15 protein-coding genes are annotated in these 16,537 nt (G+C 73.6%); 5 read left to right on the forward strand and 10 right to left on the reverse strand.

What is annotated here, in order from left to right; translation table 11 throughout:
* Positions 1-119 precede the first annotated feature (119 nt).
* The 4 genes from fxsA to CCN29_RS10500 all read right to left on the reverse strand — a co-directional run bounded on the left by fxsA (position 120) and on the right by CCN29_RS10500 (position 4,340).
* Positions 120-710, reverse strand: a complete 591-nt coding sequence (gene fxsA, locus CCN29_RS10485; RefSeq protein WP_086681195.1) for an FxsA family membrane protein — start codon at positions 708-710, stop codon at positions 120-122.
* A gap of 64 nt (positions 711-774) precedes the next feature.
* Complete coding sequence (locus tag CCN29_RS10490; protein ID WP_037830171.1) at positions 775-1,644, reverse strand: polyprenol monophosphomannose synthase; 870 nt, start codon at positions 1,642-1,644, stop codon at positions 775-777.
* Positions 1,645-2,183: 539 nt separating this feature from the next.
* Positions 2,184-3,788 (reverse strand): amidohydrolase, encoded by a 1,605-nt coding sequence (locus tag CCN29_RS10495; protein WP_086681197.1) that lies wholly within the window; start codon positions 3,786-3,788, stop codon positions 2,184-2,186.
* A gap of 111 nt (positions 3,789-3,899) precedes the next feature.
* On the reverse strand, positions 3,900-4,340 hold the full coding sequence (locus CCN29_RS10500) for an Lrp/AsnC family transcriptional regulator (RefSeq protein ID WP_006136660.1): 441 nt from the start codon (positions 4,338-4,340) through the stop codon (positions 3,900-3,902).
* Positions 4,341-4,556: 216 nt separating this feature from the next.
* On the opposite strand from CCN29_RS10500, the gene CCN29_RS10505 reads away from it, so the two are divergent.
* Positions 4,557-4,991, forward strand: coding sequence for a hypothetical protein (locus CCN29_RS10505; RefSeq protein WP_006136659.1), 435 nt, complete (start codon positions 4,557-4,559; stop codon positions 4,989-4,991).
* A 317-nt stretch (positions 4,992-5,308) separates the two neighbouring features.
* Positions 5,309-5,563 (forward strand): hypothetical protein, encoded by a 255-nt coding sequence (locus CCN29_RS10510; RefSeq protein WP_086681199.1) that lies wholly within the window; start codon positions 5,309-5,311, stop codon positions 5,561-5,563.
* Here CCN29_RS10510 and CCN29_RS10515 read toward each other — a convergent pair.
* Complete coding sequence (locus CCN29_RS10515) at positions 5,526-6,698, reverse strand: acyl-CoA dehydrogenase family protein (RefSeq protein WP_086681201.1); 1,173 nt, start codon at positions 6,696-6,698, stop codon at positions 5,526-5,528. The two genes, CCN29_RS10510 and CCN29_RS10515, sit on opposite strands and share 38 nt — an antisense overlap.
* 334 nt (positions 6,699-7,032) lie before the next feature.
* On the opposite strand from CCN29_RS10515, the gene CCN29_RS10520 reads away from it, so the two are divergent.
* Entirely contained in the window at positions 7,033-8,271 is a 1,239-nt protein-coding gene (locus CCN29_RS10520; RefSeq protein ID WP_086681202.1) for a glycoside hydrolase family 18 protein, read from the forward strand.
* 92 nt (positions 8,272-8,363) lie between these two features.
* On the opposite strand, the gene CCN29_RS10525 is transcribed toward CCN29_RS10520, so the two are convergent.
* From CCN29_RS10525 to CCN29_RS10530, 3 genes are all read right to left on the reverse strand, one after another.
* Positions 8,364-9,020: a TetR/AcrR family transcriptional regulator gene (locus CCN29_RS10525; RefSeq protein ID WP_006136655.1), complete on the reverse strand. Its 657-nt coding sequence runs from the start codon at positions 9,018-9,020 to the stop codon at positions 8,364-8,366.
* Between the two features lie 112 nt (positions 9,021-9,132).
* Positions 9,133-9,273 carry an SCO1431 family membrane protein gene (locus CCN29_RS34840; RefSeq protein ID WP_107052086.1) on the reverse strand — a complete coding sequence of 47 codons (141 nt, stop codon included), beginning with the start codon at positions 9,271-9,273 and terminating at the stop codon, positions 9,133-9,135.
* A 142-nt stretch (positions 9,274-9,415) separates the two neighbouring features.
* Positions 9,416-10,789, reverse strand: coding sequence for a C39 family peptidase (locus tag CCN29_RS10530; protein WP_006136653.1), 1,374 nt, complete (start codon positions 10,787-10,789; stop codon positions 9,416-9,418).
* A gap of 313 nt (positions 10,790-11,102) precedes the next feature.
* On the opposite strand from CCN29_RS10530, the gene CCN29_RS10535 reads away from it, so the two are divergent.
* Positions 11,103-11,660, forward strand: a complete 558-nt coding sequence (locus CCN29_RS10535; protein ID WP_086681204.1) for a nucleoside/nucleotide kinase family protein — start codon at positions 11,103-11,105, stop codon at positions 11,658-11,660.
* Positions 11,661-12,111: 451 nt separating this feature from the next.
* Positions 12,112-13,965, forward strand: a complete 1,854-nt coding sequence (locus CCN29_RS10540) for an AAA family ATPase (protein ID WP_086681206.1) — start codon at positions 12,112-12,114, stop codon at positions 13,963-13,965.
* Between the two features lie 34 nt (positions 13,966-13,999).
* Here the strand turns inward: CCN29_RS10540 and CCN29_RS10545 are convergent, their stop codons facing one another.
* Together CCN29_RS10545 and CCN29_RS10550 are read right to left on the reverse strand one after the other, a co-directional pair.
* On the reverse strand, positions 14,000-15,076 hold the full coding sequence (locus CCN29_RS10545) for a hemolysin family protein (RefSeq protein ID WP_006136650.1): 1,077 nt from the start codon (positions 15,074-15,076) through the stop codon (positions 14,000-14,002).
* A complete protein-coding gene (locus tag CCN29_RS10550; RefSeq protein WP_006136649.1) occupies positions 15,073-16,404 on the reverse strand; it encodes a hemolysin family protein in 1,332 nt (443 codons plus the stop codon). The genes CCN29_RS10545 and CCN29_RS10550 overlap by 4 nt, the downstream gene beginning before the upstream one ends.
* Positions 16,405-16,537 lie beyond the last annotated feature (133 nt).

A 16,537-nucleotide genomic window follows, 5' to 3' on the forward strand; every position in this document is an offset into this window, starting at 1 on the left:
ACAGGACCGAGGGCGCCGTACCTGTACGGCGCCCTCGGTCCTGTCCGCGTGCCCGGACATACCCGCGTACCCCGGCACACCCGCGTACCCGGACACGCCCGGGCACGCGGGTCCGCGCGCTACTTCGTCAGCGGAGGCCGCGGACCCTGCGGGGTGTCGCCCGGCGCGCTGCCGGGTTCGTCCCTGACGACCTCACCCTGGACCACCTTGCCGTCCGGGCGGCGCATACGGGCCCGGGCGAAGGCGTCCCCCAGCGGACTCTGCGCGGCGGCCTCGCGGAGCTTGCGCTCGAAGGTGCGCTCCGCGTAGCGGCTCACGGCCTTCTGGACCGGGGGCACCAGCAGGAGCAGCCCCAGCACGTCGGAGATCAGTCCGGGCAGGACGATCAGCAGACCGCCCAGCATCGTCAGCCCGTTGCCCTCGCTGTCGGTCCGGGCGCCGGGGGTCACCGGACCCCCGGCCTGCTGCTGTTGCACGGTCTCGGTGAGGTTCCGGAAGGCGCGGCGGCCCGCCCGCTTGATCACGTACGAGCCCAGGACGATCCCGGCCAGCAGGATCAGGAAGACCAGCAGGCCGCTCGACGCGCCGGCGACCAGGGTCAGCAGCCAGATCTCCAGTACGAGCCATGCGGCGACGCCGAGCGGCAGCAGCGTGCGCAGCCGGGAGCGCCGGGGCCGGGCGGGGTACGGGCCGTGAGCACCAGTCGTCATACCCCCAGTGTGCCTGGGCCCGGCTCAGCACGGGATAAGCGGGCCCTCCGGCGGCGAACCCGGCCTACGGCTCGGAGCGCCCGGTGTCCGGGGTGGTCTGCTCGACCGGGACGGCCTTGCCGGCGCGGGGCTGGCGGGGCTTGTCGTCGTCGTCGCGGCCGAGGACCTTGCCGACCCTCTCCCCCACGCCCCAGGCGGTGACCCGCCACAGGGCCTCGACGAGGATGTCCCGGCTCATCTTGGAGTCGCCGAGCTCGCGCTCCACGAAGGTGATGGGGACCTCGACGACGTGGTAGCCGGCCTTCACCGCGCGCCGGGCGAGGTCGACCTGGAAGCAGTAGCCCTGGGAGGCGACCTCGTCGAGGCCGAGCCCTTCCAGCGTCTCGCGGCGGAAGGCCCTGAAACCACCGGTGATGTCGCGCAGCGGCAGGTCGAGCGCCATGCGCGAGTAGAGGCTGCCGCCTCGGGAGATGAACTCGCGGGACTTCGGCCAGTTGACCACCCGGCCGCCGGGCACCCAGCGCGAGCCGAGCACCAGGTCGGCGCCCTTGAGCGCGGTGAGCAGCCGGGGCAGCTCCTCGGGCTGGTGCGAGCCGTCGGCGTCCATCTCGATCAGCACGCCGTAGCCCTGCTCCAGGCCCCAGCGGAAGCCGGCGAGGTAGGCCGCGCCGAGGCCCTCCTTGCCCTTGCGGTGCAGCACCTGGACGTGGTCGTCGCCGGCGGCCAGTTCGTCGGCGAGCTTGCCGGTGCCGTCGGGGCTGTTGTCGTCGGCCACGAGGACGTGCGCCTCGGGGACGGCCTTGCGCACGCGTCCGACGATCGCCTGGATGTTCTCCGCCTCGTTGTACGTGGGGATGATCACCAAAGCCGTACCGAGCGGGCCGAATTTCCGCCCCTGGGATCCTGCCGCGAGGGTCCCGTCGCCGTCGTTCACTGCTGCCCCTTCATGTCCTGTGCGCAGGATCCCACCTTAGTGTGCACGGCCTGGGATGACGTGACAGGACGTACATATGGTGGTGCCGTTTCCCGATCATCGGGTAGGCACATCTTCTTCCACCCGTGCACGAGGACGGCGGATGGGGGCCCGACGCCCTTCGGGCCGGCCCGGGACCCGCCGGCTGCGGATCGGCCTGGAGCCGTTGTCTACTGAGCGCCCGGGCCCCACCCGGGGTCGCACCTCCCCGGCCGGCGGACACGTCCCTCGGTCCCGCGCCGCGCTGAGCCTGGCTCCCAGCGACGGTGCCCCGGTGCGGCACACCGTCCCTGACCCAGCGGCGCCGGCCCGAGTGGCCGGACGTTCTCCGGTCGGGCGTCCGGTGGTGGACCCGGCCGAACCTACCGGCCCCCCGCGGCCGCCTGTCAACAGTCCTTCCACCTGGGCGGCGTCCTTCAAATGCCTGGTCAGAGGTGAGGATGCGCAGGTCGCGCGACGGGGGCGCGGCGCATGATCGACCACCGCGCCGCCCGCGTAGATCACTCGCCCGGCCGTACGAAGACCGTGCGGCCGCCGACCACCGTGCGGAGACAGACGGGCAGGTCACGGCCGGGGGTGAGGTCGGGCAGGCCGGGGGTGCCGGACCTCGGGTCGGTGGACCAGCGGGCCACGCGGTCGTCGGGCGCCTGGACGACGAGTGCGCCGGTGCGCCAGACGGCGTAGTCGGCGGGGGCGCCGGGCACCAGAACGCCCGCGTCGTCCCGTCCCGTCGCCCGCCAGCCGCCGCGGGTGTGCGCGGTGAAGGCGGCGCGGACCGAGACGCGGTGCTCGGGGGTGTGGTGGAAGGCGGCCGCGCGGACGGTACCCCAGGGGTCGAGCGGGGTGACCGGGCTGTCGGAGCCGAACGCGAGCGGGACGCCGGCCCGCAGCAGTGCGGCGAACGGGTTGAGCGTGCGGGCGCGCTCCGCGCCGAGGCGCCGGGCGTACATGCCGTCCTCGCCGCCCCACAGGGCGTCGAAGGCGGGCTGGACGGAGGCGGTGAGGCCGAGCTCGGCGAACGCGGCGATCGTCGCGGGGGTGACCATCTCGGCGTGCTCGACACGGTGCCGGGCGGCGCGTACGCGGGCGAGGCCGAGCTTCTCGGCCGCCGCGCGGACGCCGTCGACCACGGTGCTCACGGCGGCGTCGCCGATCGCGTGGAAGCCCGCCTGGAGGCCCGCCTCGGTGCAGGCGACCACATGGGCGGCGACCGCGTCCACGTCGAGGTGCGCGGTGCCGGTGTGGGCGGCGTCGGCGTACGGCTGGTGCAGGCAGGCGGTGTGCGAGCCCAGGGCGCCGTCGGCGAACAGGTCCCCGGCCGCGCCGAGCGCGCCCAGCTCGCGGGCCTTGGCGACGTCCTGCTCGGCCCAGTAGCCGACCACGCGCGGGCCGGGTTCCTCGCGGGCGAGTCGCAGCAGGCCGGTGAAGTCGTCCTCGGAGGAGATCTCGGGGCCGCCGCACTCGTGCACCGTGCCGATGCCGAGGGAGGCCGCGTGCGCAAGGGCGGCGCGCTGGGCGGCGGTGCGCTGCGCGGGGGTGACGGCGCCCAGGGCGGTGGCGCGCACCGCGTGGTGGTCGTCGCCGGTGAGCGGGCGGTCCTCGCGGGTCACGCCGCCCGTGACGAGGTCGAGCAGGGCGGTGGAGACGACGGCGGAGTGCACGTCGATGCGGCTGAGGTAGAGCGGGCGGCCCCCGGTGGCCTCGTCGAGCTCCGCGCGCGTGGGGGGCCGGCCGCCGGGCCAGCGGGCGGCGTCCCAGCCGTGCCCGAGGAGCACCCGGTCGTCGGGGCGGGCGGCGGCGAACTCCCGCACCCGGGCGAGGGCGTCCTCCAGGGAGGCGGCGGTGGACAGGTCGAGGCCGGTGAGGGCGAGCCCGGTGGCGGTGGTGTGGACGTGCGCGTCGGTGAACGCGGGGGTGACGAGCGCCCCGTCGAGGTCGACCACCTCGTCGACACCGTCCGCGAAGGCGTCGGCGGCGCCCTCGGAACCCACCCAGGCGACCTGTCCGCGCTCGACGACCATCGCGGTGGCGAAGGGGTCGGCGGGGCTGTGGACCTCTCCGCGACGGAGCAGGACGGTGGGCGGCGGGGCGGTACGTTCACTCATGCCCTCAGTTTCGCGCGCCGTGCGGGCGCGCCGGCACGCAGGTCCCCCTCGACGCGCGCGGAGGCACGGGGCGGCGCTCCTCCCGGGGGCGGCGCCCCTCTCCCGGCCCCGTCAGATGCGCGGCGGGCGCGCCTCGTACGGCGTGGAGAGCACCACCGTCGTGCGCGTGGACACGCCCGCCAGGGAGCGCACCCTGGCGAGGAGTTCCTCGAGTTCGTGCGGGGTGGCGACGCGGACCTTGAGGATGTAGTTCTCGTCGCCGGCGACGCTGTGGCACGCCTCGATCTCGGGCACGCCGGCCAGGCGGTCCGCGATGTCGTCGGGGGCGCTGGGGTCGAACGGTTTGACCGAGATGAAGGCGGTCATGGGCAGGCCGACCGCCTCCGGGTCCACCACCGCCGCGTACCCGCGGATGACGCCGCGCTGCTCCAGCCGCCGCACCCGCTGGTGCACGGCCGACGTGGACAGGCCCGTGGCCTTGCCCAGGTCCGTGTAGCTCATCCGCCCGTCCTTGACGAGCAGCTGCACGATCTGTCGGTCCAGCTCCTCCATGGCGCTGAACCTACAGGGCGCTTGATCGCCTCGGACACCGGAACGACGGCACGCGAGCGCCCCGTAGGGCATCTGCGAGGAGCATGTGACGAAGACCACACTCCTTGCGCCGTCTCCGTGATGTTCTCGTGATTACCCCCTGGGGGTGGTGGGAAGTGCTTGCTGTGGTCGAGGCCGCAGTGCCTGATACGGCCCAGCCCGAGGGGGAGAACCCACATGCAGAGTCTGAAGCGCCCTGGTCGTACCACGTCCAAGCGGCAGCAGCCCGTCGTCGCGCCCGAGCCGGAGTACGTCGAACCCGGAACCCCGGACGACGACTTCGACGCGTACGACACCTTCGAGATGTTCCGGGTCGTCTGCCCGGACTGCTCGCAGCCCATCGCCCTCCTGGCGGACGAGGAGGTCCTGCCGGAGCACGCCCTGTGCGCCTCGCCGTGGAACCCGTTCGGGCTCACGGTCTGCGCCGGCACCGGCCGCCGGGCGTCCGAGGCCCGGCCCGCGGACGAGACCGTCACGCCCCAGGAGCAGGACACGGCCCTGCTGCTGACGCTCCCTCAGGGGCTCGACTGGCGGACCCAGCCCTTCTCGCACGTCGGCGGACCGGGATCGCGTCCGGTCCGGTTCCCGGTGATGCGGCGCGAGGCCGCCTGAGCGCAGGCCGGCAGGGGGTGGCGGAGAGCCGCCACCCTCGCCGTTCGCCACCTTCACAGTTCGTCACCCTGGCCGTCGCCGCTCTCACCCGGCGCCACTTCCACGCACCGCCCGTCTCCGATGCGCCCCGTCTCCGACGGGCCCCGTCGCCGATGCGCCGTGTCGCCGCCCGGCCGGTCCCGGCGGCGTCCGCGGTGTTCGGCGGTGTTCGGCGACGTCCGTGGCGTCCGCCGGTGTCCGCCGCACGGGGCATCGCTGAACGCACGCTCTATTCGGGACGCCGGTGACCCGGCCGCCCGCTCGCGCGTTGGCCGGGCATGACGACCCCCACGTACTCGACGACCGGGCGTCAGCGCCACGTGTTCGTGCCGCCGCCCCTGGAGGCGGCCGTCACCGCCCCGCCGCCGCATCTCCCGGACCCGCCGATCTACCGCGAGATGATGCGGACCTGGACGGACCGGGGCCGCACCGTGCCGGGGCGGCACGACCCGGAGTGGGCCCGGCTCGCCGGGCCCAGGCGGGGGTTCGGCCGGTTCAGCGGCTCTCCGGCCCCGCGAGGTGGCGGGCGATGACCATCCGCTGGATCTGGTTGGTGCCCTCGACGATCTGGAGCACCTTCGCCTCGCGCATGTAGCGCTCGGCGGGGAAGTCGGCGGTGTAGCCGTAGCCGCCGAGGATCTGCACGGCGTCGGTGGTGACCCGCATCGCCGTGTCGGTGCAGTGCAGCTTGGCCATCGCGGCCTGCCGGCCGAACGGGCGGCCCGCGTCGCGCAGCCGGGCCGCCGCCAGGTACAGCGCGCGCCCCGCCTCGATCTGGGTGGCCATGTCGGCCAGCATGAAGCGCAGCCCCTGGAAGTCGGCGACCGGCCGGCCGAACTGGCGCCGCTCGGTGGCGTAGCCGACGGCCTCGTCGAGCGCCGCCTGGGCCACACCGATCGCGCACGCGGCGATGCCGAGCCGGCCCCCGTCGAGCGCCGACAGGGCGATGGCGAAGCCCTGTCCCTCCTCCCCGATGCGGCGCGCGTCGGGCACGCGGACGCCGTCGAAGTGGACCTGGGCGGTGGGCGAGCCCTTCATGCCCATCTTCTTCTCCGGCGCGGCGGCACTCAGCCCCTCGGCGTCCCCGGGCACCAGGAACGCGCTGATGCCGCGCGCCCCCTCGCCGCCGGTGCGCGCCATGACCGTGTAGAAGTCGGCGACGCCGCCGTGGGTGATCCACGCCTTGGTGCCGTCGACGACCCACTCGTCGCCGTCGCGGACCGCGCGGGTGCGCAGGGAGGCGGCGTCGGAGCCGGAGGAGGGCTCGGAGAGGCAGTAGCCGCCGAGCAGTCCGCCGCCGAGCATGGCGGGCAGGTGCTCCGCGTGCTGCTCCTTGGTGCCGAAGGCGGCGAGCGGGTAGGTGGCGAGCGTGTGCACGCTGACGCCGAGGGCGACGGTGAGGCGGGCCCGGGCAAGCTCCTCCAGGACCTGGAGGTAGACCTCGTACGGTTGGTCGCCGCCGCCGTACTCGGAGTCGTACGGCAGGCCGAGCAGGCCGGACTCGGACAGCAGGGTGAACAGCTCCCGGGGGAAGCGGCCCGCTTCCTCCTCCTCGGCGGCCCTGGGGGTGATCTCGCGCTGTGCGATGTCGCGGACGAGCGTGAGCAGGTCCCGGGCCTCGTCCGTGGGCAGTAGCCGGTCCACCGGCTGCGGGGCGCGGTCGGGCATGGCGTCGCTCTCCTCCCTGTAAGGGGCACGTCGGCGTGCGCCTTGGGTGGAGGCGGCTCCGCCGGGGTCGTTCCGGTGCCGGGCCGATGCTCGCACTTCCGGGTCTCGGAAGCTGTTGACCAGCGGCTCTGCGCTGTGAGTATGCCCGATCGGCGGCATCACGTCACCAGTTAACGACCGCTTACTTCGCGACACCTTACGGCGTCCTTTCCGCGATCACATTGGTCCGCACCATTGACCAACTGGTCTAGTCCTTCTAGGGTTTCGCTCCAACCCGAGTCCCCGCGTCCATGTCAACGACGCGGCTCTCCCCTCCCCCACGAGGAGACACCGGATGCCATCCCCCCACCGCCCCCGCACGCTGCGGGCGCTGCTGTCCGTCGCCTGTACCGCCGTGCTCGGCGCCGGACTGCTCGCCGGCACGGGCGCCTCGACCGCCACCGCGGCGACCTCGGCTCAGGAGGCCGCCGCCGGCTCGAAGGTCGTCGGCTACTTCACCGAATGGGGCACGTACGACCGGAAGTACTACGTCAAGAACATCGAGACGTCCGGTTCCGCGGACCGGCTCACCCACATCAACTACGCCTTCGGCAACGTCACCGGCGGCAAGTGCGCCATCGGCGACTCCTACGCGGCCACCGACCGCGCCTACACCGCCGACCAGTCGGTCAGCGGCCAGGCCGACACCTGGGACCAGCCGCTGCGCGGCAACTTCAACCAGCTGCGCCAGCTGAAGGCCAAGTACCCGCACATCAAGGTGCTGTACTCCTTCGGCGGCTGGACCTACTCCGGCGGCTTCGGCCAGGCCGCGCAGAACCCGGCCGCGTTCGCCAAGTCCTGCAAGCAGGTCGTGGAGGACCCGCGCTGGGCCGACGTCTTCGACGGCATCGACATCGACTGGGAGTACCCGAACGCCTGCGGTCTCACCTGTGACACCAGCGGCCGTGACGCCTACCGCGAGCTGATGAAGGCGCTGCGCTCCGCCTTCGGCTCCGACAGCCTGGTCACCGCCGCGATCCCGGCGGACGCCACCGCCGGCGGCAAGCTCGACGCGGCCGACTACGCGGGCGCCGCCCAGTACGTCGACTGGTACAACCCGATGACGTACGACTTCTTCGGCGCCTGGGACACCGCCGGGCCCACCGCCCCGCACTCGCCGCTTACCTCGTACGACGGCATCCCCAAGGCCGAGTACCACAGCGCGGCCACCATCGAGAAGCTGACCGGTCTCGGCATCCCCGCGGACAAGCTGCTGCTCGGCATCGGCTTCTACGGCCGCGGCTGGACCGGCGTCACGCAGGCGGAGCCTGGCGGCACCGCGACCGGTCCCGCGCCGGGCACCTACGAGGCGGGCATCGACGACTACAAGGTCCTCAAGGACAAGTGCCCCGCGACCGGCACGGTCGGCGGCACCGCCTATGCCAAGTGCGGCGACCAGTGGTGGAGCTACGACACCCCGCAGACCGTCGCCGCCAAGACGGACTGGAAGAACGCCCAGGGTCTGGGCGGCACGTTCTTCTGGGAGCTCAGCGGCGACACCGCGGACGGCGAGCTGATCAAGGCCATCCGGTAGGCGCTGCCCGGGCCGGACGCGCGCGGGGCGGGGATTCCACGGGGGGATTCCCGCCCCGCGCGTATATCCCCCGGCGGGCCGGCCGCCCCGCCTCAGCCGTCGCGGCGCGCGGGCTCCGGAGCCGGGTGGGACGGATCCAGTTCCTCGATGGCGCGCATCGCCCCGCCGAGCGTCTTCACCAGCAGCTCGCACATGGTCTCGCGGGACAACTCGGGGCGGTCGATCCAGGCCAGCACCGCGCCCTCGACGCTGCACACCCAGGCCAGCAGTCCCATCCGGGCCACCGGCGCGATGGCGGAGCGGCCGTAGGCGCCCTCGGCGATGGTCGCGACGATCGCCTCGCGCACCCCGTCCCGGACGGCGTGCACCTCGGCGTCGAAGCCGACGCCGCCGCTCACGATCGCGCGGTAGGCGGCCTGGTTGTGCTCGGCGTACCGCAGATAGCTGTCGATGGTGCGCTGCACCCGCTCCCTGGGCGGCAGTTCGTCGCCGCTCGCGGCCATCGTGACCAGCCCGGCCACCGAGTCCTCGATGATGGCCAGGTAGTAGCCGCGCTTGGAGTGGAAGTAGTAGTAGATCAGGCCCTTGGCGACCCGCGCCTGGCGCGCGATGTCGTCCATCGACAGGGCGTCGTAGGACCGGTCGGCGAACAACCGGCGTCCGATGGCGATGAGTTCGGCGCGACGGGCCGACGCGCGCCGGGTGTCGCGGGACGAGGTCGGCACGGCGGACTGCTGGATGGTCTTCAAGGGCGGCCCAGGTCTCCTGCGGGGGGGGCGGGACGGTCCGCAGGAGTATGGCAGGTCGCCCCGCGCGGTGGCAGGGCGCTTCGCGCCTCGCCGAGCCCGGGGCCTCAGCGGGCTACAGCAGTCCCAGCTGCGTCACGAGCATGGCGACGACCACGACGAGGGTCCAGCCCAGCACATGCTCGACGAGCTTCGGACCGTCCTCACGGGGTCCGCCGGTACGGGCACGGGTGACGGTGGCTGTGTTGGCGCTCATGACTTCTACCTGGTCTCCGGTGGTGCGTGGATCCCCCCAAGCGACGTCGTCCACCTTGCCACCGGAAACGGCGGGTGCGGCCGAGAGGTTGGTCACACGCGGCGGGCCCCGGTGGCGGCCGGGGTCCGCCGCGCGCGCCGGCTCAGCGCACGCCCACCGCCGCGAGCGCCTTGCGCTGGCGCGGGGTCGGGCGGGCCGGGAAGTACAGGTAGCAGACGCCGCCGGTGCCGGAGACGACCTTCCCGGAGGCGTTGTACCGCTTGGTGCGCAGCCAGATGTTCTCCCACTCGCGCCGCTTGTAGATCCGGCGCACGGCCTCGTTGTCGTCCGAGGCGGGGTCGTTGGCGATCACGTCGCCGTCGGCGGTGAAGCCGATGACGGTCATCAGGTGCCCGGAGGTGCCGTAGCCCGCCCCCGTCAGCTCCTCCTTCAGGAACGACTGGGAGGTGATGGCCGGGATGCCCGCCGCGATCAGCGTCTCCAGGTCGGTCAGCGACCCCAGCCGGGTCACGACGCCCTGGAGGCCGGGGAAGGTCGCCGCGTAGGCCGCGTTGAACGGCCAGTTGCCGCACCCGGCGTACTGGTAGTCGTAGGTGTGGCGGGCAGCATGGCAGATCTGCGGGTCGGCGTAGGCCGGGTCGACCCAGGAGAGCTGCTCCTCGGTGAGCCGGCCGCCCCAGTACTCGATGATCATCTGCGAGGAGGTGGGGCTGCACCAGGCCTCGCCGCCGTTGTCGTACTCCGGGTACTGGCCCTTGTGGACCTCCTGCGAGTAGCGCGGGACGAGCAGTTCCCCGGCGAGTCCGGGCGTCGAGGCGGGGACGGTGAACCGGTCGGGGACGTCGGAGCCCATCACGCCGAGCCGCCACACGGTCGGGGTGAGGCGGGTGCCGGGGCGGCGGTACAGGGTGAGGCGCAGCCGGCAGGAGGCGAGGCGCAGCCCCGAGGCCGCGTCGTCGACGGCGAACGTGTCCGTCCAGACGCTGCTCTTCCCGTCGCCCTGGTCGTCCACGGAGGTGCGCCGGATGTCGGCGTCGCCGGCCGCCCAGCGGCCCATCACGTACCAGGGGGTGTCCGTGCCGTCGGAGTACGTGCCCTTGAGCTCGACCTGGATCCAGGTGCCTTCGGGGGTGCGGGCGTTCCAGGAGGCGATCGCCTCGGTGGCGGGGACCGCGAAGCGGTGGACGGGCGAGGTCCAGGTCGCGTACTCCCAGGCGGCCGTGCGGCCGGTGTGCGGGTCGGTGTAGTCCGTGGTGCCGGCCGTCCTGGCGAGCACCAGGCCGGGGCGGACGCCGGCCACGGCACGGGTGCCGGCGGCGCTGCCGGAGCGCCAGTCGGTGTACGTGGTCCAGGCACGGTTGTCGACGGTACGGGCGGCGGCGCGCCCGGGCGCCGCGGGCCGGGTGGCGCCGACGGTCGGGACAGCCGCGGACGCCGTCGCCGCGCTTCCGGCGACGGTGGCGACGACCGCCGCGGCCAGAAGGGTTCTGCGGGACGGCAGTTCGGCTCTGCTCATGGGCGGGGGACCCCCAGGTGTCGGAGTCGGGACGGGACCGGTGCACGGCCGCCGGACGGTGCCCGTCCGGCGGATGGAGCGGGTGTGCGCCCCACTATGAACGCAGCCGGGCGGGTCCTGCCAGCATCCGGGCCGCGCGGCGTCGACCAACATGGGACTCGACCAATGGCGGAAGCACCGCAGGTGGGCGGCGTCCGGGGTGCCGCCGTCCGGGGCCTAGAGTGCTCCCGTCCGCCTTCCTTCACAGCCCCGGGAACCAGCCATTCACACGCTCGCCTCCCGCATCCGCCGGCTTGCTCCCTCGTGCGGCCCGGTGCGGCTCGTCGCCGTCGACGGGCACGCCGGGTCCGGGAAGTCGACGTTCGCGGCGCTGCTGGCCGAGGAGCTCGGCGGCGCCCCGGTGCTGCGCCTCGACGACATCGCCCGTCACGACGAGCTGTTCGACTGGACGGGGCGGCTGCGGGACGAGGTGCTCGGCCCGCTCTCCCGCGGCGCGACCGCGCACTACGCCCCTTACGACTGGCGCGCCCGCCGCCCCGGACCGCCGCGTCCGCTGCCGGCCGCGCCGGTGGTGGTGGTCGAGGGCGTCGGCGCCGGGCGCGCGGCGCTGCGCCCGTACCTGGCGCTGCTGCTGTGGATGGACGTGCCGCGTGCGGAGTCCTGGGCGCGGGGGCGGGAGCGGGACGGCGAGGAGCAGCGGGAGTTCTGGGACGGCTGGGAGCGGGCGGAGCGCGCGCACTTCGCCGGTGATCCCTCGCGCCCCTTCGCGCACCTGCTGGTGCGGCAGCGGCGGCAGGGGTACGAGGTGGTTCCCGGGCCTGCCGGGACGGGTGAGGCGCCCTGTTCGATCACGTACGGTGACGGGTCGTAGCCGATGTGGTGATCCTGTGAAGAGCGGCTTCGGACAAGTTGCCGCAGTCGCCCAACTCGGCTTGACCGAGGGCCCGTACAGGTCTTACGTTCTCAATGTGCGGCCCTTCGGGAGCCGCCGGCAGACGCGAAGCCCCCGGTTGTTCCCCCGTGATCGGGGGCTTCGTTCTGCCCTTTTCACGCTTTCCGGGCGCACAGCGGCATATGACGATCACCCTCGGTGAGGATCACCTTCCGCGCGCCTCCCACGCGCCCCCTTTCCCTCTCCGTTTCACCTGCTCCGCACCCTGCGGACGCGGCGCCCCCGCAGGTACGATGCCCTCGGTGCGACCGGCGACGAAGCTTCGCGCACCTTGCAACTCCGGTCCGCGGCACAGCGGTTCGGCCACAGGGCGCCGGCGGCCGAGGGGCCGGCCGGCACACCGACGGGGGCACGGTTTGTGGGGGACGTGATGGACTTCGGCGCGCAGGCCCCGGCCGACCTCGCCTGGCTGCGGGGCGTGGACGCGTACGCGATGGGCGCCTATCCGCAGGCGGAGGAGGAGTTCCGGACCGCCGTACGGATCGACCCGGGAATGGCCGACGGCTGGCTCGGGCTGCACGCGCTGCGCGTCGACACGACGACCGCGCTGCTGCGGATGTTCCGCCACCGCGACCGCTTCGGCGAGCAGCGCACGCGGCACGACCGCACCCTCAACTCCTGGTACTGGCTGGGCTGGTGGGTGCAGCCCGTCCTGGAGACCCCGCGCGACCTGCTGCTCGCCCACGCCTCGCACTGGCTGGACGGGCGGCACGTCCCCGAGCTGGACCGCGCGCTCGCCGGACTGCCTCCGGTGGACGCCGACCCGCAGGTGCGCTTCCTGCACGCCTGCCGCGCCTACCTCGTCAAGGACTGGGAGCAGCTGGTCCGGCACACCGACCCGCTCGTCGACGACCCGCTGCTGGGCATCGAGGCGGGCCTGTTCGGCGGCATGGCCCGGGTGCGCCTGGAGATGTACGGGCAGGCGGAGCCGCTGCTGGCGGCGGCACTGATGCGGTGCCGCAGCGAGCAGCCGCAGCGCAAGGAGCTGCGCTACTGGCTGGCGCGCGCCCGTGAGGGCACGGGCCGCAGCGCCGCCGCGCTCCCCCTGTACCGGGCGGTGCACCGGGTCGATCCGGCCTTCATGGACACCGCAGCCCGGCTCGCGGCGATCGCCGAGGGCGACGGCTACGACGACTCCGCCGACCTGGCCGCGATCACCCTCACCGGTGCCGGGCAGGACGCCGTGGACGGCCCCGACACGCTGGACCCGCTGTTCGGGACGGAGGGCCGCGACCTGCGGCTGTCCGACGCGGACCCCGTCCCTCCGCCGATGCCGTCGTTCGGCGGGTCCGGGGTGCGCGAACGCTCCGGCGGTTCGGGCCCGGTGCTGCCGGCGGGGCCCACCGACCCGGCGCTGCTGGAGGAGGCGCTCGCCGAACTGGAGCGCATGGTCGGCCTGGAACCGGTGAAGCGCCAGGTCAAGGCGTTGTCCGCGCAGCTCAACATGGCGCGGCTGCGGGCCGGCCAGGGGCTGCCGGTGCAGCCGCCGAAGCGGCACTTCGTCTTCTCCGGCCCCTCCGGCACGGGCAAGACCACCGTCGCCCGCATCCTCGGCCGGGTCTTCTACGCCCTCGGACTGCTCGGCGGCGACCATCTGGTGGAGGCCCAGCGGGCGGACCTGGTCGGCGAGTACCTCGGGCAGACGGCGGTGAAGGCCAACGAGCTGATCGACTCCGCGCTCGGCGGGGTGCTCTTCGTCGACGAGGCCTACTCCCTGTCGAACTCGGGCTACGGCAAAGGCGACGCGTACGGCGACGAGGCGCTCCAGGTGCTGCTGAAGCGGGCCGAGGACAACCGCGACCACCTGGTGGTGATCCTGGCCGGCTACCCGGAGGGCATGGACCGGCTGCTGGCGGCCAACCCCGGGCTGTCGTCCCGTTTCACCACCCGCGTCGACTTCCCCTCGTACCGGCCGCTGGAGCTGACGCGGATCGGCGAGGTGCTTGCCGCGGAGAACGGCGACGTGTGGGACGAGGAGGCCGTGGACGAGCTGCGCTCCATCGCCGGGCACGTGGTGGACCAGGGGTGGATCGACGAGCTGGGCAACGGCCGGTTCCTGCGCACCCTGTACGAGAAGAGCTGTGCCTACCGCGACCTGCGGCTGTCGGCGTACCCGGGGCCGCTGTCCCGGGAGGACCTGGCGACCCTGCGGCTGCCGGACCTGATGCAGGCGTACGGGGAGGTGCTGTCGGGGCGGGGCCCGTCGGACCCGTCGGGGCCGTAGGACCGCGACGGGCGTACCGACGTGAGGCCCCCGGTCAGGTGGCCATCGCCTCCTCCGGCGTCCCGCTCGCCCGCTGCGGGGTGAGCGTGACCTCCCGGTGGGCGGGGTCGCGCACCTCGCCGACGAGCATCTCCAGCACGTCCTCCAGGGCGACCAGTCCCAGCACCTTGCCGGACACGTCCGACACCTGGGCCAGATGGGTGGCCGCGCGGCGCATCACCGTGAGGGCGTCGTCCAGCGGGAGTTCGGGACGCAGGGTCGTCATCGGGCGCCACAGCCGCTGCGGGACGGCCCGGTCGGCGTCCTCCAGGTCCAGGACGTCCTTGACGTGCAGATAGCCCATGAAGGCGCCGCCCTCGGCGGCCACCGGGAAGCGCGAGTACCCGGTGCGGGCGGTCAGCTCCACGATCTGCCCCGGTGTGACCGCCGGGGTGACCGTCACCAGGGTCTCGCGGCGCAGCAGGACGTCCGTCACCGGGCGCGAGCCCAGCTCCAGGGCGTCCTCCAGGCGCTCCGCCTCCTCCGGGTCGAGCAGGCCGGCCTGGCCGGCGTCCTCCACCAGCCGGTTGAGCTGCTCGCTGGTGAAGACGGCCTCCACCTCGTCCTTGGGCTCCACGTGGAAGAGCCGCAGGACGCCCTGGGCGCAGGCGCCGAGGGCGACGGTGACCGGCTTGCACAGGCGCGCGAACCACACCAGTCCCGGGCTGAGCCACAGGGCCGCCTTCTCGGGCGCGGCCATCGCCAGGTTCTTCGGGACCATCTCGCCGATGACGAGGTGGAAGAAGACCACGGCGGCGAGCGCGATGACGTAGCCGAGCGGGTGGATCACCCCGTGCGGCAGGTGCATCCACGCGAACACCGGCTCGAGCAGCTTGGCCACGGTCGGTTCGGCGACCGCGCCCAGGGTGAGCGAGCAGACGGTGATGCCGAACTGGGCGGCCGCCATCATGTGCGGCAGATGCTCCAGGCCGTACAGCACCTGGCGGGCGCGGGCGGTGCCGAGCGGTTCGATCTGGCTGCGGCGGACCGACACCAGGGCGAACTCGGCGCCGACGAAGAAGCCGTTGGCGAGCACGAGCAGTGCGGCGAACAGCAGTTGCAGGACGCTCATCCGGCGGCCTCCGCGAGAGGCGCCCGGGCCGTGCGGACCAGGCGGACGCGTTCGGCGCGGTAGTGGCCGACCCGGCGCACCGACAGCCGCCAGCCCGGCAGTTCCGTGCGGTCCCCCACGGCCGGGATCCGGCCGAGCAGATCGGCGACCAGGCCGGCCACCGTCTCGTAGGGGCCCTCGGGGACCTCCAGTCCTATGCGGCGCAGCAGGTCGACCCGGGCGCCGCCGTCGACGTCCCAGGCGGGGTTGCCGTCCTCCGGCGGGGCCGGGGCGAGTTCGGGCACGTCCTGTCCGTCGTGCTCGTCGCGCACCTCGCCGACGATCTCCTCGACGATGTCCTCGAGCGTGACGACGCCGGCGGTGCCGCCGTACTCGTCGACGACGACCGCGATGGGCTGCTCGCTGCGCAGCCGGGTGAGCAGCGGGCGCACCGGCAGGGTCTCGGGGACCAGCAGCGCCGGACGGGCGATGCGGGCGACCGGGGTGCGCAGCCGTTCGTGCGCGGGGACGGCGAGGGCGTCCTTGAGGTGGACCATGCCGGCGATCTCGTCGATCCGCTCCCGGTACACGGGGAAGCGGGACAGGCCGGTGGCGCGAGTGAGGTTGACGACGTCCTCCGCGGTCGCGGAGGCCTGGAGGGCGCTGACCCGCACCCGCGGGGTCATGACGTGCTGGGCGGTCAGCTCGCCCAGGGACAGGGTGCGGACGAAGAGGTCCGCCGTGTCCTGTTCGAGGGCGCCCGCGCGGGCGGAGTGCCGGGCCAGGGAGACCAGCTCGCCGGGGGTGCGGGCGGAGGCGAGCTCCTCGGCGGGCTCGACGCCCAGGGCCCGCACGAGCCGGTTGGCCACGGCGTTCAGTCCGGCGATGACCGGTCGGAACAGACGGGCGAAGGCGTGCTGCGGGCCGGCGACGAAGCGCGCGACCTGCATCGGCCGGGACACCGCCCAGTTCTTCGGCACGAGCTCGCCGATCACCATCTGCACGGCGGAGGCGAGCAGCATGCCGATCACGACGGACACGCCGGGGACCGCGCCCTCGGGCAGGCCGGCGCCGGTGAGCGGGCCGTCCAGCAGCTGGGCCAGGGCCGGTTCGGCCAGCATGCCGACGACCAGGGAGGTGATGGTGATGCCGAGCTGGGTGCCGGAGAGCTGGAACGACAGTTCACGCAGGGACGCGACGACGCGGTGGGCGCGCCGGTCGCCGGCCGCGGCGGCCTCCTCGGCGTCCGCCCGCTCGACGGTGACGAGGCCGAACTCGGCGGCCACGAAGAATCCGTTGGCCAGGATCAGCAGGAACGCGGCTGCGAGAAGCAGCAGGGGGGTGCTCATGGTGCCGCCGCCTCCGCATGCGCGCCCACCGGGCGGTGAGCGCTATGTCGGCAGGGGGCGGCGCAGGTACTGCAGGACGATCCGTCCATCGCCGGAGAGGGTCACTCCTCGGATAGCTGGGGCCCCTCGGCGC

It is taken from the genome of Streptomyces pseudogriseolus (genome assembly GCA_002154585.1).
Classification (GTDB): domain Bacteria; phylum Actinomycetota; class Actinomycetes; order Streptomycetales; family Streptomycetaceae; genus Streptomyces; species Streptomyces pseudogriseolus.